This is a genomic window from Nonomuraea sp. NPDC048901, from assembly GCF_040649695.1.
In the GTDB taxonomy this organism is placed as follows: domain Bacteria; phylum Actinomycetota; class Actinomycetes; order Streptosporangiales; family Streptosporangiaceae; genus Nonomuraea.
In genome coordinates, this window is record NZ_JBEZFW010000005.1 from 701,715 (window position 1) to 720,826 (window position 19,112).

Consider the following 19,112-nt stretch of genomic DNA (forward strand, 5'->3'; position numbering starts at 1 on the left):
AAGTTACTGCTTCGACTTGACCATGCCGAGCTGGATCCACACACCGGAGGCGAGCACGCCGGTGCCGAGACGAAGGATCTCGTCGTCGTGGGGCCAGCCGGTGAATCGGCTGTTGTTGACGAACTGGTTGTTGACGTAGTCCCACAGCTGGATGACCGGCAGGTCCTGGTTGGCCGCCGTCGCCAGCTGCGCCATGATCGGCTTGGCCGCCTCCTCGTTGGCCGAGTTCAGCTTGCCGGTCAGCTCACCCGGGTCGATCTTGGTGCCGTTGACGTCGATCTGCTCGGGGCCGCCCATCCAGTTGCCGTTCTTGCCCGCCGGGGAGTGCTCGATCTTGCCCGCGACGTTGGTCCAGCCGTTGGAGGCACCGTAGAGGCGCTGGAAGATGTCGTACGGCGCCGGGCCGAGCGCCATGAGCCAGAAGCCCACGTCGTACTTGCCGGCCGACAGCTCCTCAAGGTAGACGGGGTAGTCGGGGGTGGTCTGGATCTCCGCGTCGATGCCGGCCTTGATCAGCTGGCTCTTGATGTTCTCCTGCGCCGACAGCCAGTCGGAGAAGCCGGCCGGCGCGTGCATGGACACCTTCCACGGCTTGCCGTCGGCCAGCGTCCACTTGCCGTCCTTCTTCGTCAGCCCGGCCGACTTGAACTCCGCCTCGGCCTTCGCCGCGTCGGGCTTGTACGGGTCGAGCTTCGGCAGCGTGTCGGGGATCCAGGCCTGCGCGGCCTTCTGGTGGATGCCGCTGGTCGTGACGGCCGGCGTGCCGCCCTCGGGCGAGGCGACCTTGGTGACCTGGTCGCGGTCGATGAGGTAGGCGAGGCCCCTGCGCACGTGCACGTTGTCATAGGGCTTCTTGGACTGGTTGAAGGCCATGCTCACGGCCACCGGCGAGTAGCCCTTGATGACCTCGTTGCCCGGGCCCTGCTTGATCCGGTTCATCACGTCCGTGGGAGCGGCGACGAACCCGGACTGGTCGAGCTTGCCGGCGGTGAGGTAGTTCCAGATCTGCTCGTTGCCGGTGTAGTTGAGGAACTTCACCTGCGCCGGAGCCACGTTGGCGGCGTTGTAGAAGTTCTTGTTCTTGACCAGCAGGGCTTCTCCGGGGTTGACCCGCTCCAGCACGAACGGACCGGCGGAGACGTCCTTGGGCGGGGCGAAGGCGATCACCTTCTGGCCGATGGCGGTGATCTCCGTGCGAGCCGCCTCCGCCGCCGCGCCGTCACCCCGGGCGGCCTTGAGCTTGTCCCAGAAGTCCGCGGGAAGAACGCTGCTCCACACGTGGGCGGGCAGGACGGCCGTGTCGAGCACGCCGCGAGCGAACTTCGGACTGGGGTTCGCCATGTCCTGCGTGATCTTCAAGGTCTGGGGGTCGACGACCGTGACCTCCGCGGCGGTGCCCGCCGCGCCCGGGGTGACCGAGAAGGCGGTGCTCCCCTGCGTGTAGGCGATGCCGATGGACATCTTGACGTCCTCGGCGGTGACCGGCTTGCCGTCGGACCACTTGGCGTTCGGCTGGAGCTTCAGCGTGATCGCGGAGTTGTCCGGCGCGATCTCCCAGCTCGCCGCGATGCCGGGCAGAGCCTGGTTCGGGTCCGTCAGGTGGTTCTTGACCCACGCGATCCGCATCGCGTTGAAGCCCGAGAAGGAGTTGCCCTTGGGGTTGTACGGGTTGGCCGGCGCCGAGGCGTCGAGGCCGGGCCGGTTGACGTCGATCGTGGTGAAGAGCCCGCCACCACCGCCCGAGCTGGACTTGTTGGTGGAGCCACTGCTGCACGCTGTGGCAGTGGCCAGGCCCAGCAACGCTACTACCGCTGCTAGTCGCTTCATGTACCGCTCCGGGGAGTGTCGGACCTGCTTGAGGATCGCGTGGGATTAGCCGGACCCTACGGTCACGCACAGGTCACGTCAATAATCTCCAGGTGTTGTGAGGCTAATGTAACTTTCCTTCATGCCCCATGTCGATGGCGCTCGGCGCCATTAGCCCAGCATAAGCACCGCAGCCCCGTTGACCTGCCCGTCTGCCAGATCGCGGAGCGCGGAGGCGGCCCTGTCGAAGGGATAGGGCGTCGTCGTCACGTGCGGCGGACGCCCGAGTGACAGGTCGAGATAGGCCCGTCCGTCGGCCCTGGTGTTGGCGGTCACGCTCCGTAGCGTCCGTTCCTGGAAGAGGTGGCGCTCGTAGTTCAGCGTGGGGATGTCGGTGAGGTGGATCCCGGCCACGGCGAGCGTGCCGCCCCGGTCGAGCGCCGCCAGCGCCACGGGCACCAGATCGCCCACGGGCGCGAACAGGATGGCCGCGTCCAGCGGCTCGGGCGGCCGGTCTCCGGCGGAGGCGGCGCCCAGCTCCAGGGCCAGCTCCCTGGCGGCGCTTGACCTGGTGACCACGTGGACGACGGCCCCATGGGCGATGGCCGCCTGCGCGGTCAGGTGGGCGGACGCGCCGAACCCGTAGACCCCGAGCCGGCCGCCTTCCGGCAGGTCGGCTCGGAGCAGCGCCCGATAGCCCACGATCCCGGCGCACAGCAGGGGCGCCAGCTTCTCGGCGGGTGCCCCCTCGGGCAGGGCGTAGACGTAGGCGGCGGGCACCGTCAGATACTCCGCGTAACCGCCGTCGGCATCCCACCCGGTATAAGCGGACGAAAGGCAAAGATTTTCTTTACCGTCCAGGCAGTAGCGACAGGCCCCGCAGGTCCATCGGAGCCAGGCGACCCCGACCCGCTGCCCGACGTCCCCGTCCCCGCCGATCACGTGCCCGACGACCTGGTGGCCGGGCGAGATCGCGGGGTGACGGGGCGGCAGGTCCCCTTCGACCAGGTGCAGGTCGGTCCGGCACACGCCGCAGGCCTCGACCTGGACCAGCACCTCCCCGACGCCCGGCTCCGGCATGGGCTTGTCCACCATGACCAGCAGTCGGTCCGGATCCGGAATCCATGCCTTCATCGGGCCCCCTTCAGCTCAGGACGCCAGCCGGGACAGCGCCAGGGAGGCGTACAGGGCGGCGCCGTCCGGCAGCACGGAGTCGTCGAATTGCGCCTCGGGGGAGTGGTTGTACGGCGCCGTGGCCGGATCGCGGTCGGGCGGGCACGCCCCCAGGAAGACGAATGCCCCGGGGATGGCCTGCAGCACGTACGAGAAGTCCTCCGAGCCCATGACCGGCTGCGGCGAGACGAAGTAGCGCCCGGGCCCGAACAGCTCCTCGGCCGTCCTGGAGACGAAGTCCGCCTCGGTGGGATCGTTCACGGTGACCGGGTAGCCCATCCCGAACGACGCCTCGACCGACAGCCCGTGCGCGGCCGCGACGCCCTCGACCACCTCCACCAGCCGCCGCTTCACCAGCTCCCGGTTGCCCGGCGAGAACGTGCGCACCGTCGCCTCGAAGCGCGCCTCGTCCGGGATCACGTTGTCGGCCGTGCCCCCGTGGAAGGACCCGACCGTGACCACGACCGGGTCGAACACGTCGAACGTCCTGGTCACCATCGCCTGCAGCGACGTCACCATCTCGCAGCCCGCCTGGATGGGGTCGAGCGCGCGGTGCGGGCTGGAGCCGTGCCCGCCGCGCCCCTTCACCGTCACCTCGAACACGTCGGCCGCGGCCATGAGCGGCCCGGGCCGGGAGGCGAACAGGCCCGGGGGCAGCATCGAGGAGACGACGTGCATCCCGTACGCGGCGACGGGCCGCGCGCCCGCCGCGTCCAGCACGCCCTCCTCGATCATGTGCTTGGCGCCCTCATGACCCTCCTCGCCCGGCTGGAACATGAAGATGACGTCCCCGGCCAGCTCCGCCCGCCGCGCGCTGAGCAGGTGCGCGGCGCCGGCGAGCATGGCGGTGTGCAGGTCGTGGCCGCACGCGTGCATCTGCCCGTCGATCTGCGACCGGTAGGGCAGATCATTGCGCTCGGTGACCGGCAGCGCGTCCATGTCGCCGCGCAGCAGCACCGCCGGACCCGGCCGGCCGCCCCTGAGCACGGCGGTGATCGAGCTGAGCGCCTTCCCGGTGGTGATCTCCAGGGGCAGCCCGTCGAGCGCCGTCAGGACTTTCTCCTGGGTACGCGGCAGCGCGAGGCCGATCTCGGGAGTGGTGTGCAGTGACTGACGCAGCCGGACGAGCTCGTCCCGCAGGTCCCGCGCGGATTCAATGAACGACATGAACAACATTCTTCATGTGCTGGTCGGGAAGTCGATAAGGGACACTCTGTACGATGGGCCGCGTGACTCAGCGTAAGCGGATCAACTCCTGGCTTTCCGACATGGACGGCGTTCTCGTACACGAGGGCCGGCCCGTCCCGGGTGCGGATGTGTTCATCAAGCGGCTCAGCGAGTCCGGCAAGAAATTCCGGGTGCTGACGAACAACTCCATCTACACCCAGCGGGATCTTTCGGTACGCCTGGCGAATGCCGGTCTGGAGGTGCCCGCCGAGTCGATCTGGACCTCGGCGCTGGCCACCGCCCAGTTCCTCGACGACCAGCGGCCGGGCGGCTCCGCCTACGTGATCGGCGAGGCCGGGCTGACCACCGCGCTGCATGAGGTCGGCTACGTGCTGACCGACCTCGACCCCGATTACGTGGTGCTCGGCGAGACGCGTACGTACAGCTTCACGCAGATCACCCGGGCGATCCGCCTCATCGAGGGCGGCGCCCGCTTCATCGCCACGAACCCGGACCCGGTCGGCCCGTCCACCGAGGGCTCGCTGCCCGCCTGCGGCGCGGTCGCCGCCATGATCACCAAGGCCACCGACGTCGAGCCCTACTTCGTCGGCAAGCCCAACCCGCGGATGATGCGCAGCGCGCTCAACGAGATCGAGGCGCACAGCGAGACCACCGCGATGATCGGCGACCGGATGGACACCGACATCGTGTGCGGGATGGAGGCCGGGCTCTACACGATCCTGGTGCTCACCGGCGTCACCCAGCGCGAGCAGATCGACCGCTTCCCCTTCCGGCCGTCGCTGGTCGTCGACTCGGTGGCGGATCTCATCGACCTGATCTGAACCTGACACTGGTTGGCAGGTAAGCCTGGCAAGGTGCCCCGTATGACGCATATCTACCTGGATGTCGGCCCCAAGAAGGTCTTCGCCTGCTCGCTGGAGTGGCCCGGCTGGTGCCGCGTGGCCAAGGGCGAGGAGGCGGCCATCGACCTGCTCGTGGACTACGCGCCGCGTTACCGGGTGATCGCCGAGCGGGCCGGGCTGCCGTTCGAGCCGGGCGATCCCGTGGTGGTCGCCCGCGAGCCGGGCAGCGAGATGACCGACTTCGGCGCGCCGTTCGCGATCCCCGAGCTCGACCAGGAGCCGATCGACGCCGAGACCGCGGGCCGCCGGGTGGCGCTGCTGCGCGCCGCCTGGGAGCTGTTCGACGAGGTCGCCGCCGAGTCGCCGGAGGAGCTGCGCAAGGGGCCGCGGGGCGGCGGGCGCGACCTGTCGAAGGTCATGGCGCACGTCGCGGAGGCGGAGCGTGCCTACGCCCGGAAGGTGGACGTACGGCACAAGCCCTACAAGAGCCCGGCGGACCGCGACGCCATGCGCGAGGAACTGGCCGAGGTGCTGTCACGCCCCTGGCAGCCGCCGCAGACCACCGGCTGGCCGCCCGCCTACGCCGTGCGGCGGACCGCCTGGCACGTCATCGACCATCTGTGGGAGATCGAGGACCGCCGATGAGACGCGGCAGCGCGCTGATGTTGCGCGACAGGTAGGCGGCCACGGCCTCGGGGACGACGTGCCGGGAGGTGATCTCCGCCTCCCGCAGCGGCAGCCGTACGACCTCGTAGACGCCGCGCGACGGGTCCTCGAACTCGGGCCCGTGCCGCAGGGCCGGGTCCATGTCGACCAGGCGGCAGCCATATACGTGCTGAGTCTTGACCTCGCCCTGCCACGGATAGGTGACCGTGGTCAGCGGGGTCACGCCCGAGACCGTCGCGCCCAGCTCCTCCAGCAGCTCCCGGTGCAGCGTGTGCTCCAGGGTCGCGTCCTCGGGCTCGACATGGCCGCCGGGCACGGACCAGTAGACCTGGCGGCCCGGGACCGTCCGGCGGAAGATCACTAATTGCTCGTCATGGTCAAGGAGGACGCCACGGACACTCGGTCGCATACGACCACCCTATTTGGCCGGTATGACCTTCGGGTAGCCTAACTTACGGTACCGTAACCTACAGGGAGACGATCTTGAAGGCGATGACGCAGACGCAACTTCTGCACGAGCTGGAGCCCGTGGTCGCCGGGGAGCTCGACCGCCATAACGCGATGGCGAAAGAGTGGTTCCCGCACGAGTACATTCCGTGGAGCGAAGGCCGCGATTTCGACGGCGTCTACGGCGGCGAGGCCTGGCAGGACAGCGACTCGAAACTTCCCGAGGCCGCCCGGGTCTCGCTCATCGTCAACCTCCTCACCGAGGACAACCTGCCCAGCTACCACCACGAGATCGCCACGACGTTCGGCCGTGACGGCGCGTGGGGCACCTGGGTGCAGCGCTGGACCGCCGAGGAGGGCCGGCACGGCGTCGCGATCCGCGACTACCTCACGGTGACGCGCGCGGTCGACCCGGTCGCGCTGGAGCGCGCCCGCATGACGCACATGGAGGCGGGCTTCGCCACCGAGTACGGCACCATGCTGGAGCAGCTGGCCTACGTCTCCTTCCAGGAGCTGGCCACCCGCATCGCCCACCGCAACACCGGCCGGGCCTCCGGCGACGAAGGCTGCGAGCGGCTGCTGGCCAGGATCGCCGCCGACGAGAACCTGCACATGCTCTTCTACCGCAACCTGCTCAAGGCCGCCTTCGAGCTGGACCCCAACCAGACCATGCGCGCCGTGACCGACGTCGTGAAGACCTTCCAGATGCCCGGCTCCAGCATCGAGGGCTTCACCCGCAAGGCGATGATCATCGCCCACGAGGGCATCTACGACCTGCGCCTGCACCTCGACGACGTGCTCATGCCGGTGCTGAAGCAGTGGTCGGTGTTCGACAAGACCGGCCTCGACGCGGGCGGGGAGCAGGCCCGGGAGGAGCTGGCCGAGTTCCTGGCCAAGACCGAGGCGACGGCGGCCAGGTTCGTCGAGCGCCGGGCCGAACGCAAGGCTCGCGCCGCCCAGCGCTGATCGAGAGTCCGGGCCCTTTGCCGATCACCAGCCGTATCCGAAGGGTTCGCGCGGCCGGTAAGGGGCCTCCAGGCGGGCGACCTCGTCAGGGGTGAGGACGAGGTCCACGGCGGCGAGCGCGTCGTCGAGGTGGCCGGGGCGCGTCGCCCCCACGATCGGCGCGGCGACGGCGCTCGCCGCGTGCCCGACCGCCGTGCCGTTGCCGGGCTTCTTGCCGAGCAGCCAGGCCAGGGCCACCCGCGCGGGCGGCACGCCGCGCTCCCCGGCGACGGCCCGCAGCGCCGCCACGACGCCGTCGTTCTCGGGCGCACGGTCCTCGTGGGCCGCCCTGGTGGTGGCCCGCCCTTCCCCGCCGGCCAGCAGGCCGCGGGCGAGCGGACTGTACGGCAGCACGCCCAGCCCCTGGTCGGCACAGTAGGGAAGCACCTCGCGCTCCTCCTCCCGGTAGGCGAGGTTGTAGCGGGTCTGCATCGCCACGAACCTGGTCAGCCCCGCCGCCTTCGCCACGTGCTGCGCCTTGGCCAGCTGCCAGCCGTACATGAGTGAAGCCCCGATGTAGCGGGCCTTGCCCGCCCTGACCACGTCATCCAGCGCCCGCATGGTCTCCTCGACGGGTGTCTCGTCGTCCCAGCGGTGGATCTGGTAAAGATCCACGTGATCGGTGCCGAGCCGCCGCAGTGACGCGTCGATCGAGTCCAGGATGTGCTTGCGCGACAACCCGCGATCGTTGACCCCCTTGCCCATGGGGTAACCGACCTTGGTCGCCAGTACGTAGTCCTCGCGGCGGTCGAAGAGCCGGCGCAGCAGGCTGCCGGTGATCTCCTCGCTGACGCCGCCGGAGTACATGTCGGCGGTGTCGAAGAAGGTCACCCCGCCCTCCACCGCCCGGCGCACGATCGGCTCGGCGGCCGCCTCGGGCAGGAACCAGGGCGAGTCCGCCGGGTCGCCGTAGCTCATCATGCCCAGGCCGATCCGCGACACCTTCAGGCCCGACGTTCCCACGCGTACGTATTCCATCGGCCCATCATCGGGTAAGCCCGTGCCCCCTCTTGACCCGGAGATGGTCTTGGACATCCGCGACATCGGGAAGGTTCAGGACTACGGGCCACACATCAACATCCCTGGGAGTGAAGGGTGAGAATCTTCGGGATCGCCGCGAGCCTCCAGGCGGGATCGTTCATCACCAGGTTGCTGGAGGCAATGGAGGGTGAGCTGCCCCGGGGGGCGCGCCTGGAGTGCTGGCGGGGGCTCGGCACGGTCCCGCCCCACTCCCTCGGTCCCGTACCGGAGCAGGTCGCGGGCCTGCTGCGCAAGCTGGACGAGTCCGACGCGGTGCTGATCACCGCGCCCGAGCACAGCCTGCTCCCGGCTGAGCTGGGCCACGCGCTGCGCTGGATGTCGACCGGCGGGCGCCTGGCGGGCAAGCATGTCGCCGTGATGAGCGCCAGCGTGCGCGCCTGCGGCGCCATGTGGGCGCAGGCCGAGCTGTTCAAGGAGCTCACCGGCGCCGGCGCGGTCGTGATGGGCACGGAGCTGGTGCTCTCGCCCACCTGCCCGCACTTCGACGACCAGGGCCGTCTGACGGCACTCTACCTGCGCGACCAGGTACGGGAACTGGTCGGCCAGCTCTGCCCCGTTCCGCACAGGACGCGGCCCGTGTTCACGCCCCGGCTCGTCCTGGCGGGCCCTTCGGCATAGTCCCGGCTACGGGTCAGGGGCTGCGGCGCAGGCGTTTCACGTCGGAGCGGAGCTTCTTGGTGGCGATGCGGCGCTCGACCGAGCCCCGACTGGGCTTGGTGGCGCGGCGGCGCTTGGGCGGGGGCGCGATGGCCTCGCGGATGCGCTGGGCCAGGCGCTGTTCGGCGGCCTCGCGGTTGCGCAGCTGGGAGCGGTATTCAGAGGCGGCGATGGTGATCGTGGGGGAGCCGAGCCGGTCGAGGGCGCGGGCCTTGAGCTCCGGCGGCAACGCCGTGGTGGCCGACACGTCGAAGACGAGCTCCACCCGGCTGTCCGTGGTGTTGACACCTTGGCCGCCCGGGCCTGAAGAGCGGGAGAAACGCCAGACGAGCTCGGCGTCGGGGATGACGACCGAGTCGTTGACGACCAGCGGGCCGGGCATGGCGGGGTGCTCCTGTTCTCCGAAGTGGAATGTCACCGTACCTGAGCGACATATGCCCAAAGCAATGGGATTTCCAATCACAGACGCCGCTGCGACTATGGAATGAACGATCTGTGGGGGAGGCCGATTCCGTGGTGCACGTGACGGCGGTGCAGCTGGCCCTGGTGCACGTGACGGCGACGCAGATAGCCTTGACAGTGCCCTTGGCCATCGCCTCCGCCACCGGATTCCTCTTACTCCGCTGCCAGGGCAAGGGCCGGCCGTTCGGGCCCGGCGGCTGGTGGCTGGCGATCGTCATCATCCTGCTTACCGGGCTGGTCTCCTCGGCCGTGGCGCTGGTGGGCGGCGAGCTGCTGAACAACTACCTGTCCACGGTGCTGGGCGCGGTCGCGCCGGGCGGCCTGTGGCTGAGTCAGGTGCGCTCCCGCGAGGACGACCGGCGCTCGCTGGCCAAGGAGGCGGCGACGTTCTGGCTGGTGTCGTTGCTGGCCAAGCTCGACCAGGCGATGGCAGAGGACCAGCGGGTCTGGTGCGAGAAGCGGGTCGACGACTCGTGGAGCGTCTACGAGCTGAGCCTGGCCGCCAACCGCTACCACGAGCGCATCGGCGAGCGGCTCTCGGTGGAGGAGCGCAGGAAGGAGCGGGTGCACGCCAGGCTCGACGCGATCGAGCGGCGGCTGGACGTGGCCGCGCTGGTCGAGGACGGGGCGTCGCGGTCCAAGGTGATCACCGCGCTGCGCGGCTCCCGGCACACGCGGCTGGCCAGGTATGAGCGCTACATCAATGATCTGACCCGGTTACACGGCATCCTTCGGCATGACGCCGAGAACGACGTGCTGCGGCTGCTGGCCTCGGCCTATCGGAGCGGGTATCGGTCGCTGCCCAGGTTCGTACCGCCGACGCGGTCGCGAATCGCCACGCCGCTCAGACCGCACCCATGAGACGCGCTGCTCACGCCGCCCCTATGAGACGGGCCGCTCACGCCTCACCCATGAGACGCGCCGCTCAGGCCGCTCAGGCTTCACCCACGAGAGCCGCGAGTCTCCTCGACGAGCAGGATGGACTCCTCCTCGGCCTCGCTCAGCGTGAACTCGATGCGGGCGCCGAGCGCCTTGACCACGGCGCCGAGAGTGCGGAGCGTGAGGTTCTCGTCCCCCGACAGGATCTGGCTCACCCGGCCCGGCGACACGCCCATCGAGGCGGCCAGATCGGCCCGCGAGACCTTGTGTTCACGCATATACCACGTGATCTCGTCGACGGCGTCCTGGGCGAGACCGCCCGGGCTCACCTCGTCAGGCATGCTCCGGCGAAAGGCCATCTCGGTCTCGCTCTCAGCGGTCGGTTCCTGGTGACTCAACTTTAGCTCTACCTAAACCTTTAGGCAAGACTAAACCGGCAAACGATCTGCAAGTGAGGTGTGTCACCATCTCCGGGAATCACGGGGAAACAGGGAGGGCGCTGTGGCGGGCATCGTCGGCGTGCACGGGATCGGCAAGTACAACTACTACGTAGCGGCGGGCAACTCCGCGACCGGGGCGGCCGAGGCGATGCGCCGCAAATGGGACCGCTACCTACAGGCGGCGCTCGGGGGAGAGCACCGGGCGTACTTCAGCGAGGTGGCCTACTTCTCCCACCTGCTGCACGACGGCCGGCCCAAGGAGGGCCCGCAGGCGTTCGCGGCCATGCAGGGCTCCGCCCACCAGGTGCTCGTCGACTGGGCCAGGAACATGGGCCTGGGGGAGCGCTTCACCGGAGCGCTCAAGTTGTTCACCGGGTGGCTGCTGGCCCGGCTCGACAGCAGGTCGGCGGCGTTCGCGTCGCTGTTCGCGCCGGAGGTGGCGGCCTACCTGACCGACCCGGCCCGGCGTGAGAGGTGCCAGGAGGCCGTCCGCGACACGATCAGGAAGCACAGCCCCCGGGTGGTGATCGCCCATTCGCTGGGCAGCGTCGTGGCCTACGAGACGCTCTGGGCCAACCCCGACCTCGAGGTCGACCTGCTCATCACTCTCGGCAGCCCGCTGGGCATGCGCAACGTGGTCTTCGAGCGCCTCCTGCCCGCCCCGATCAACGGCCTCGGCTCCCGGCCCGCCGGCGTCAAGCGCTGGGTGAACATCGCCGACAAAGACGACATCGCGGCCATCCCACCCGATCTGTGTGGCAGCTTCACCGGAGTGGACGTCGAAGAGCTCGTCAATCTCGACTGGATCGACTTCCACACCGCCGAGAAATACCTGGGTTGCCCGGCACTCGACCCGCATCTGCGACCATTCCTGCCATGACGTGGATTGTCTTCGACTACGGCAACGTGCTGTCCCTGCCCCAGTCCGAGTCCGACGCCGACGAGATGGCCCAGGCGGTGAACGCCGATCCCGAGGCGTTCAAGCGGGCCTACTGGGAGCACCGCCTGGAGTTCGACCGGGCGGCGCTGTCTCCGGCCGCCTACTGGTCGGCGGTGCTCGGCCGGCCCGCCTCCATCGCCGAGATCGCCCGGCTGGTCGCGATGGACGTGGCCAGCTGGGCCTACCCGGACGAGGGGACGGTCGCCATCCTGAACGATCTCCTGGACGACGGCGGCAACGTGGCCCTGCTGTCCAACGCGCCCGCCTGCCTGGCCGACGGCCTGGACGGGCTGCCGTGGATCGCGAACATCAAGCACCGCTTCTACAGCGGCCGGATGGGCCTGGTGAAGCCGGACCGGGAGATCTTCGACCGGATGGCGGCCGACCTCGACGCCGACCCGGCCGAGATCGTGTTCATCGACGACCGGGCGGAGAACGTGGCCGGGGCCGAGCGCGCGGGCATGACGGGCGTCCACTTCACCTCCGCCGAGGCGCTGCGGGAGGCGCTCAAGGCGTGAGGCGCTCAAGGCGCTCAAGGCGTGAGGCGTTCAAGGCGCTCAAGGTGTGAGGAGCGTTAATCGAGCGGCGGATCATGTCTTGTGTGATTTATGGTGTTTCAAATGGAGAGCGCGTTTAATGTCGATCTGCGCGGCGTGGTCGACCTGCTCAGCCGCCACCTGTACTCGAGCCCCCGCGTGTACGTACGCGAGCTCCTCCAGAACGCGGCCGACGCGATCACCGCACGCCGGGCGGCCGACCCGGAGGCGCCCGCCACGGTGACCATCGAGGTGGCCGATGGGCGGCTCAGCGTACACGACACCGGCATCGGCCTCACCGAGGACGAGGTCCACGTGCTCCTGGCCACCATCGGCCGCTCTTCCAAGCGCGACGAGCTCGGTTTCGCCCGGCACGAGTTCCTCGGCCAGTTCGGCATCGGCCTGCTGTCCGGCTTCCTGGTGGCCGATGAGATCAGCGTGCGGACCAGGTCGGCGACGGGCGGCCCGACCGTGCTCTGGACCGGACGCTCCGACGGCCGCTACGAAGTGGCGCCGGCGGGGGAGGAGCGGGACGAGCCGGGCACCACGGTCACCCTCGCGGCGCGGCCGGACGCCGCCGAGTGGGTGACGGAGCGGACGATCACCGAACTGGCGGAGCTGTACGGCTCGCTCCTGCCGATCGACGTCACCGTGAACGGCCGCCGCACCACCGTCGGTGCCCCGCCCTGGCAGACAAAGCACGCTTCTCCCGCGATAAGACGGAATTTCCTGCAAAAGCATTGCGCGGAGCTGTTCGGGTTCACGCCGCTCGACGTCGTCGACCTCCACGTCCCCGAAGCCGGGCTCACCGGCGTGGCCTACATCCTGCCCACTCCGGCGAACCCGGCCATCCGCGGTGGCCACCGCGTCTACCTCAAGCGCATGCTCCTCACCGAGAGCGCCGACGGCCTGCTGCCCGACTGGGCGTTCTTCGCCCGCGGCGTCGTCGACGCGGCCGAGCTGCGGCCCACCGCCAGCCGCGAGGCGCTCTACGAGGACGACCTCCTCGAACACACCCGCCTGGAGCTCGGCCGCCAGCTGCGTGCCTGGCTGGTCCGGCTGGCCGAGACCGACCCCGACGGCCTGCGCGCCTTCCTGGGCCTGCACCACCTGGGCGTCAAGGCCCTGGCCCTGCACGACGACGAGATGCTCAGGCTGGTCGATCAATGGCTGGAGTATGAGACCAGCGCCGGGCGGATGACGCTCGCCCAGTTCAGGTCGAGGCACCCGAACGGCCGCTACACCACCAGCGTCGACGAGTTCCGCCAGCTCGCGGCCGTTTCCGGCGCGCAGGGCGTCGGCCTGGTCAACGGCGGCTACGTCTACGACAGCGAGATCCTGCCCCGCCTCACCCGCATCGACCCGGACGCCCGGCTGGCCCGCCTCGACCCCGGCGAGCTGGTCACGCACCTGGGCCCGGCGGACCTCGAGGCGGAACTACGCGCCCGCCCCTTCCTCGGCGCCGCCGCGCGGGTGCTCGACCCGCTCGGCTGCGAGGTGGTGCTGCGCGACTTCGACCCGGCCTCGCTGCCCGCCCTCTACCTGACCAGCCGCGCGGCCCAGCACCACGCGGAGCTGCGCGAGGCCCGCGACCTGGGGGACGAGCTCTGGGCCGACGTGCTCGGCGCGATGGAGCGCACGCTGGCGGTGGACCGGCCGAGGCTGGTGCTCAATCACCGCAACCCGCTGGTCCGCCGCGTCACCGGGCTGCCGGACCTGACGCTGGCCGCCACCGCCGTCGAGGCGCTGTACGGCATGGCGCTGCTCCACGGGCATCACCCGCTGCGGCCCGCCGACACCGCGGCGCTCAACCGTTCGTTCCTCGGCCTGCTCGACTGGGCCGTGCAAGGGGGCACGCATGGCTGACCAGGTCGAGACGCTGCTGGCGGAGGCGGCGCGCCTGCCGTACGGGGAGGCCAGGACCGTGCTGGCCGAGCGGGCGCTGCGCGAGGCCGAGGCGCTGCGCGAGCCGGAGCCGGCGATCGCGGCGCGGCTCGCGCTCACCCAGGCCTACCAGTACGGCGGCGAGCCCGCGAAGTCGTTCGCCACCTTCTCCCGGACCGTGGCCGCCTACGACGCCGAGCCCGGCCGGTTCACCGAGTGGCAGGCGCGCAGGGTGCTCTGGCAGTTCAAGTGGATCATGAGCGACATGCGCAGGTTCCCGGAGATCCCGCTGCGGCGGGCGCTGGACGCGCTGGACGACATGGAGCGGCGCTACCGCGAGGCCGGGGCGCCCCAGGCCGTGTACGCGCAGCGCTGCCGCGTCGCGCTCCACCTCGGCGACGAGCCGGGTGTCGAGGAGTGGCTGCACCGCTGGGAGACCGCGCCGCGCGACGACCTGTCCGACTGCCGCGCCTGCGACCTGGGCGGCCGGGCGTACGTGCTGGCGTCGCTGGGCCGGTACGAGGAGGCCGTGGCCGTCGGCGGGCCCGTCGTCGCGGGCGAGTTCTCCTGCGGAGTGCAGCCGCAGAGCATCCTGTGCACCCTGCTCACGCCGTACCTCAAGACCGGGCATCTGGACGAGGCCGCGGAGGCGCACCGCCGGGCGTACCGCATCGTGCAGGGACAGCTCGGATATCTGGACGACATCGGCGACCACCTGGAATTCTGCGCGCTGACCGGAAACGAGACGCGCGGGCTGGAGATCCTGGAGCGGGAGCTGCCGCTGCTGGAGCGGCCGCCGTCGCCGGCGCAGGCCCGCTCGTTCATGACGGGCGCCGCGCTGGTGCTGCGCCGCCTGATGGAGACGGGCCACGACGGTCTCACCGTACGGCGGGCCGGCCGTGACGTGCCGGTGCCGGAGCTGCACGCGGAGCTGGCGGCCGGGGCGCGGGAGATCGCCGCCCGCTTCGACGTCCGAAACGGCGACGACGTCCACACGCGTCGCGTGGCGGCCACCCTGGCGGCCGAGCCGCTGGTCGCCCACCTCCCGCTCGTCTCGCCCGCCCGCCGCGGCGAGTCGGCCGGACGGATCAACCCGGCGGACACCGACAGCCGTACGGCGATCCGCGAGCTGTTCGAGCTGGGCGAACACGACGCCGGGCTGGCCGCCCTGCGCGCGGCGGGCGACCCGGCCGCGGCCATGGAGACGGCCAAGGAGCTGGCCGACCTCGATCTGGACGTGGAGGCGGCACAGGCGTACGCGGCGGCGGCGGACCTCTACCGGAACGCCGGCGAGCTCCTCGCCGCAGGCTGCGCCATGAGGCAGCGCGCGAAGTGCGTCTACTTCGCCAGCGACGACTTCGCCGAGATCAGCGAGGCGTACGCCCAAGCCAGAGCCGCCCTGACCGCGGCGTCGGAGGCGGGGGAGCGGGACGCGGGGGAGCCGGGCACAGGACCGTCGGACACGGGGCAGTCGGACACGGGGCAGTCGGACGCAGGGCGACGGCGGGAGGCGGTCTGGGAGCTCGCCGGGCTCGGCTACGACGAGGCCGTCGCCCTCGAGTGGGCCAAGTGCCACGAGGCCGCGGCCGAACGCTGCCAGGAAGCCCTCGACGCCTATCTGGCCCTCGACGATCAGATCGGCGCCATGCGAGCCCGCGAACTTCTGGAAGGACTGCGACAAGAGACGGAGCAGGAGGACTGACGCTGTTCATCCAGCCTTGACTCCATTGTCACAACCCTGTCAGTCGAGGTGGACATACCTGGACCGTGGACCGCAGATCCTTCCTCGCCGCGGCGGCAGTGACGTTCCTCGCGCCATCCCAGCAGGCAGCAGCAGCCTCTTTCCAGCAGACCAGAACCCTCAAATCCGACCCGTTCAACCTAGGCGTCGCCTCCGGAGATCCGTCCACCGACGGCTTCGTCCTCTGGACCCGCCTCGCCCCGAACCCCCTCGCCGGAGACGGTCGCGGCGGCATGCCCTCCCGTGATGTGGACGTCGACTGGCAGGTCTCCACCGACGAGCGCTTCTCGAAGATCGTCAAGTCCGGTACGGCCGAGGCCCGGCCGGGCGCCGCTCACAGCGTCCACGTCGAGGTCGCCGGCCTGGAGCCGGGGCGCGACTACTTCTACCGGTTCAAGAGCGAGGGCAGGCTCTCGCCCGCCGGCCGGACCAGGACCACGCCCACGGGAGAGGTGCCGCTCACGTTCGCGGTCGCCGCGTGCGCACACTACGAGCACGGCTACTACACCGCCTACCGGCGGCTGGCCGAGCAGGAGCCCGAGCTGGTGGTCTTCCTCGGGGACTACATGTACGAGTACGGCCCCAGCGGCTACACCGCGCTGGCCGGCCGGGTGCGTACGCACACGCCGGGCAAGTGCGAGACGCTGGCCGACTACCGGCTGCGGCACGCCCAGTACAAGAGCGACCACGACCTCCAGCGGGCGCACGCGGTGGCGCCGTGGCTGGTGGCCTTCGACGACCACGAGGTGGAGAACAACTGGGCCGGGTCCGTCTCCAGCACCGACGCTCCCCACTTCACCCGGCGCCGGGCGGACGCCTTCCGGGCGTACTACGAGAACATGCCGCTGCGCCGGGCGAGCCTGCAGGGCGCGGTGCTGCGGGTGAACCGGCGCGTCTCCTGGGGGTCGCTGGCCCGCTTCCACCTGCTCGACACACGGCAGTTCCGTGACGACCAGGCGTGCCTGGACGGGGTACGCGCGGGGTGCGACGAGCGGCTGTCGGCCGGGCGTACGCTGCTGGGCGCCGACCAGTGGCGCTGGCTGGAGGACGGCCTGCGCGGCTCCGGCACCCGGTGGAACCTCCTCGGGCAGCAGATCCTGATGGCGCAGCGCGACTACAAGGTCGGGCCGGGCCGCGAGGTGAACCTCGACGCGTGGGACGGGTACGCCGCCGAGCGGACCCGGCTGCTGGGCTCGCTGTCCGGCACCTCGAACCCGGTCGTGCTGACCGGCGACGCCCACATGCACCACCTGGCCGACCTCAAGACCGACTTCGACGACCCCGACTCGCCCGGGGTGGCCAAGGAGCTGGTGACGTCGTCGATCGCCAGCGACGGGGACGGGTACCGGGACCGGACGTGGATCGCCGAGTCGCTGCAGGAGAACCCGCACATCTCCTACATCGACCAGCGGCGGGGCTACCTGATGGCCAAGGTCACTCGTGACGATATTTCGGTAGATTTCCGGACGTTGGATTACATCTCGCGCAAGGGCGCCCCGGCCAAGACCGCCCACAGCCTCACCATCCCGGCCACCACCCGAGCCCGAGCCTGAGCCCGTCCGCGCGTTCGTACCTGAACGTTCGCTGTCAAACGGCTGAGGGTTCGCTCAACGGAAACGCGGCCGAGCCACCCCATGTGGCCCGGCCGGTGGGTGGTCAGCTCTCCGGCCAGCTGTCGTCCGGGAACTCGCCCGTGCTGCTGTCCGCCATGACCACCTGGTCGCTCTCGCTCAGGCCCGAGGTGATCTCCACATATTGGTCCCCGCGCACCCCGGTGCGCACCGCCCGTACCGCGTCGCGTCCGCCCGAGCGTACGGTGACCACGCTCGTACCGTCGGCCCGGCTCTTCACCGCCTCGGCGGGTACGTAGATCCCGTCATTGGCCGTGCCCGTCGTCACCGACACCGAGGCGGTCTGCCCGAGCATCAGCCCGCGCGGCGGCTGGTCGAAGGCGAGCGTCACCGAGTAGCGGACGAGCTGGTCGCTCACGGTCGCGGTCGGCGCGATGCGGGTGACCGTGCCCGGGTACTTCTGCGCGCCCCGCGTGGCCAGGGTGATGCTCGCCTGCTGGCCGAGCTTGAGCTTGTTCACGTCGGACTCGGTGACCAGCGCGTCGACCTGGAGCTCGTTCAGGTCGCCGAGGCTGATGAACGTACTGGTGCCCGCCGTGTCGCCGACCGATCCCGCCACCGACAGAACCGTGCCGGACGCGGGGGCCACGATCCGGGTGCCGCGCACCGCGTCGGCGGCCTGTTCAAGGGCGGCCTGGGCGCGGTCGACGTTCGCGCTGGCCTGGTCTTCGCTGATGCCGCCCTTGCCGTTCGTGCTGGCGCAGGGGCTGCCGCCCTGGGACTGGCGGGTTCCGGGCGTGGCCTTCCCGGTCGGCCGGCCCGAGGCGCCGGTCGACGGCTTTCCCGTGGGCCTCCCGGTGGCCTTACCTGTGGGCTTGCCGGTGGCCTTGCCCGTGGGTTTCCCCGTGGGTTTGGCGGACGGCTTGCCGGTGGAGGTGCCGGTCGGCGAGGCTGACGGCCGGCCGCCCTCCGGCGTGGCCGTGACGGTCGCGGTGACGGTCGCCGTGGCCGTGACGGTCACCGTGACGGTGGGCTGCGGCTCGGGGCCGCTCGGCGTGGGCTCCGGCGTCGGCGTCCATGTGGGCCGCGGGGTCGGCGTCGTGCCCGGAGTGAGCGTGGTGGTGGGGCCGGCGTCCACGACAGGAACCGCGGAAGGCCCGAAGGCGCCCCTCCCGGTGCCTGTCGAAGGCCCGAAGGCACCCCCGCCGGTGCCTGTCGAAGGCCCGAAGGCACCCCCGCCGGTGCCCGTAGAAGGTCCGAAGGCGCCCTTGGCGGCGACCGCCCCGGCGACGGAGGCGGACGTGCCGCCGCTGCTCGGCGCGCACGAGGCCGTGCTGGTGGCGGCGGCCGAGGCGGTGTCGAGGGCTTCCTCGGCGGCGGCCAGGTCGGCGGTGGCGGCCGTGTAGCCCTCGCGGGCCGCCCGGCTGTCCACCCGGGCCAGCACCTGCCCCTTCTTGACCTTGGCGCCGACCTTGACGTAGACCTTGGTCACCGTTCCGGAGCCGCCGAAGCCCAGGTCACGCCGCGAGCCGTCCACGGTGTTGCCCGCGGCCGTGACCGAGGCGGTGACGACGCCCCGCTTGGCCGCCGCCAGCCGTACCTGGGCGGCGGGCTCCGAATCGTCACGGAGCGCCAGCACCAGGCCGGAGCCGGCCACCAGGACGGCCAGGGCGAGCCCGCCGAGTTTGAGCGCCTTCGGCGGGATAGTCGATCTCATGAAGGCCCATCATGGCGTGAACAGGTGGGTACGAGGCTGCGAGCGGGCTCAGAGTTGTCTGTGTGTCTCCGTATGCTCCGGTTTTGTCAGCGAACCTTCAGCTAGCTCCCGGCTCCA

The 19,112-nt window shown here is 70.4% G+C and carries 18 protein-coding genes; 10 read left to right on the forward strand and 8 right to left on the reverse strand.

Annotation, left to right across the window (positions count from 1 at the left end; all coding sequences use genetic code 11):
* Window positions 1-3: 3 nt before the first annotated feature.
* The 3 genes from AB0C30_RS20855 to AB0C30_RS20865 all read right to left on the reverse strand — a co-directional run bounded on the left by AB0C30_RS20855 (window position 4) and on the right by AB0C30_RS20865 (window position 4,146).
* The gene (locus AB0C30_RS20855; RefSeq protein ID WP_357946139.1) at window positions 4-1,827 is read right to left on the reverse strand and encodes an ABC transporter substrate-binding protein; all 1,824 of its coding nucleotides are present in this window, start codon (window positions 1,825-1,827) and stop codon (window positions 4-6) included.
* Window positions 1,828-1,977: 150 nt separating this feature from the next.
* Window positions 1,978-2,940: a zinc-dependent alcohol dehydrogenase family protein gene (locus AB0C30_RS20860; RefSeq protein ID WP_357946141.1), complete on the reverse strand. Its 963-nt coding sequence runs from the start codon at window positions 2,938-2,940 to the stop codon at window positions 1,978-1,980.
* Between the two features lie 15 nt (window positions 2,941-2,955).
* Window positions 2,956-4,146 (reverse strand): M20 family metallopeptidase, encoded by a 1,191-nt coding sequence (locus tag AB0C30_RS20865; RefSeq protein WP_357946144.1) that lies wholly within the window; start codon window positions 4,144-4,146, stop codon window positions 2,956-2,958.
* A gap of 53 nt (window positions 4,147-4,199) precedes the next feature.
* On the opposite strand from AB0C30_RS20865, the gene AB0C30_RS20870 reads away from it, so the two are divergent.
* Both AB0C30_RS20870 and AB0C30_RS20875 read left to right on the forward strand, forming a co-directional pair.
* Window positions 4,200-4,988 carry an HAD-IIA family hydrolase gene (locus AB0C30_RS20870; RefSeq protein ID WP_225291503.1) on the forward strand — a complete coding sequence of 263 codons (789 nt, stop codon included), beginning with the start codon at window positions 4,200-4,202 and terminating at the stop codon, window positions 4,986-4,988.
* A 42-nt stretch (window positions 4,989-5,030) separates the two neighbouring features.
* Window positions 5,031-5,654 (forward strand): hypothetical protein, encoded by a 624-nt coding sequence (locus tag AB0C30_RS20875; RefSeq protein WP_357946146.1) that lies wholly within the window; start codon window positions 5,031-5,033, stop codon window positions 5,652-5,654.
* Here the strand turns inward: AB0C30_RS20875 and AB0C30_RS20880 are convergent.
* Window positions 5,617-6,084, reverse strand: a complete 468-nt coding sequence (locus AB0C30_RS20880; RefSeq protein WP_357946149.1) for an NUDIX hydrolase — start codon at window positions 6,082-6,084, stop codon at window positions 5,617-5,619. The two genes, AB0C30_RS20875 and AB0C30_RS20880, sit on opposite strands and share 38 nt — an antisense overlap.
* Window positions 6,085-6,167: 83 nt before the next feature.
* On the opposite strand from AB0C30_RS20880, the gene AB0C30_RS20885 reads away from it, so the two are divergent.
* The gene (locus AB0C30_RS20885; protein WP_357946373.1) at window positions 6,168-7,088 is read left to right on the forward strand and encodes an acyl-ACP desaturase; all 921 of its coding nucleotides are present in this window, start codon (window positions 6,168-6,170) and stop codon (window positions 7,086-7,088) included.
* 24 nt (window positions 7,089-7,112) lie between these two features.
* On the opposite strand, the gene AB0C30_RS20890 is transcribed toward AB0C30_RS20885, so the two are convergent.
* Window positions 7,113-8,105, reverse strand: coding sequence for an aldo/keto reductase (locus AB0C30_RS20890; protein ID WP_357946152.1), 993 nt, complete (start codon window positions 8,103-8,105; stop codon window positions 7,113-7,115).
* Between the two features lie 117 nt (window positions 8,106-8,222).
* Here AB0C30_RS20890 and AB0C30_RS20895 point away from each other — a divergent pair, with 117 nt between their 5' ends.
* Window positions 8,223-8,786 (forward strand): NAD(P)H-dependent oxidoreductase, encoded by a 564-nt coding sequence (locus AB0C30_RS20895; protein ID WP_357946154.1) that lies wholly within the window; start codon window positions 8,223-8,225, stop codon window positions 8,784-8,786.
* A 13-nt stretch (window positions 8,787-8,799) separates the two neighbouring features.
* Here the strand turns inward: AB0C30_RS20895 and arfB are convergent, their stop codons facing one another.
* Window positions 8,800-9,207, reverse strand: coding sequence for an alternative ribosome rescue aminoacyl-tRNA hydrolase ArfB (arfB, locus tag AB0C30_RS20900; RefSeq protein ID WP_225291497.1), 408 nt, complete (start codon window positions 9,205-9,207; stop codon window positions 8,800-8,802).
* 113 nt (window positions 9,208-9,320) lie between these two features.
* Between arfB and AB0C30_RS20905 the strand changes: the two genes are divergently transcribed.
* Entirely contained in the window at window positions 9,321-10,148 is an 828-nt protein-coding gene (locus tag AB0C30_RS20905) for a hypothetical protein (protein ID WP_357946157.1), read from the forward strand.
* 80 nt (window positions 10,149-10,228) lie between these two features.
* Here the strand turns inward: AB0C30_RS20905 and AB0C30_RS20910 are convergent, their stop codons facing one another.
* Window positions 10,229-10,507 carry a helix-turn-helix transcriptional regulator gene (locus AB0C30_RS20910; RefSeq protein ID WP_357946160.1) on the reverse strand — a complete coding sequence of 93 codons (279 nt, stop codon included), beginning with the start codon at window positions 10,505-10,507 and terminating at the stop codon, window positions 10,229-10,231.
* A 160-nt stretch (window positions 10,508-10,667) separates the two neighbouring features.
* Here AB0C30_RS20910 and AB0C30_RS20915 point away from each other — a divergent pair, with 160 nt between their 5' ends.
* The 5 genes from AB0C30_RS20915 to AB0C30_RS20935 all read left to right on the forward strand — a co-directional run bounded on the left by AB0C30_RS20915 (window position 10,668) and on the right by AB0C30_RS20935 (window position 17,260).
* Entirely contained in the window at window positions 10,668-11,486 is an 819-nt protein-coding gene (locus AB0C30_RS20915; protein ID WP_357946163.1) for a hypothetical protein, read from the forward strand.
* Window positions 11,483-12,064: an HAD family phosphatase gene (locus AB0C30_RS20920; protein ID WP_357946166.1), complete on the forward strand. Its 582-nt coding sequence runs from the start codon at window positions 11,483-11,485 to the stop codon at window positions 12,062-12,064. The genes AB0C30_RS20915 and AB0C30_RS20920 overlap by 4 nt, the downstream gene beginning before the upstream one ends.
* Before the next feature lie 102 nt (window positions 12,065-12,166).
* Entirely contained in the window at window positions 12,167-13,948 is a 1,782-nt protein-coding gene (locus tag AB0C30_RS20925) for an HSP90 family protein (RefSeq protein ID WP_357946169.1), read from the forward strand.
* A complete protein-coding gene (locus AB0C30_RS20930) occupies window positions 13,941-15,668 on the forward strand; it encodes a hypothetical protein (protein WP_357946172.1) in 1,728 nt (575 codons plus the stop codon). Before AB0C30_RS20925 ends, AB0C30_RS20930 begins: the two co-directional genes overlap by 8 nt.
* Before the next feature lie 65 nt (window positions 15,669-15,733).
* Entirely contained in the window at window positions 15,734-17,260 is a 1,527-nt protein-coding gene (locus tag AB0C30_RS20935; RefSeq protein WP_357946175.1) for an alkaline phosphatase D family protein, read from the forward strand.
* A gap of 103 nt (window positions 17,261-17,363) precedes the next feature.
* Here the strand turns inward: AB0C30_RS20935 and AB0C30_RS20940 are convergent, their stop codons facing one another.
* Entirely contained in the window at window positions 17,364-18,995 is a 1,632-nt protein-coding gene (locus AB0C30_RS20940; RefSeq protein WP_357946178.1) for an efflux RND transporter periplasmic adaptor subunit, read from the reverse strand.
* Window positions 18,996-19,112: the final 117 nt, after the last annotated feature.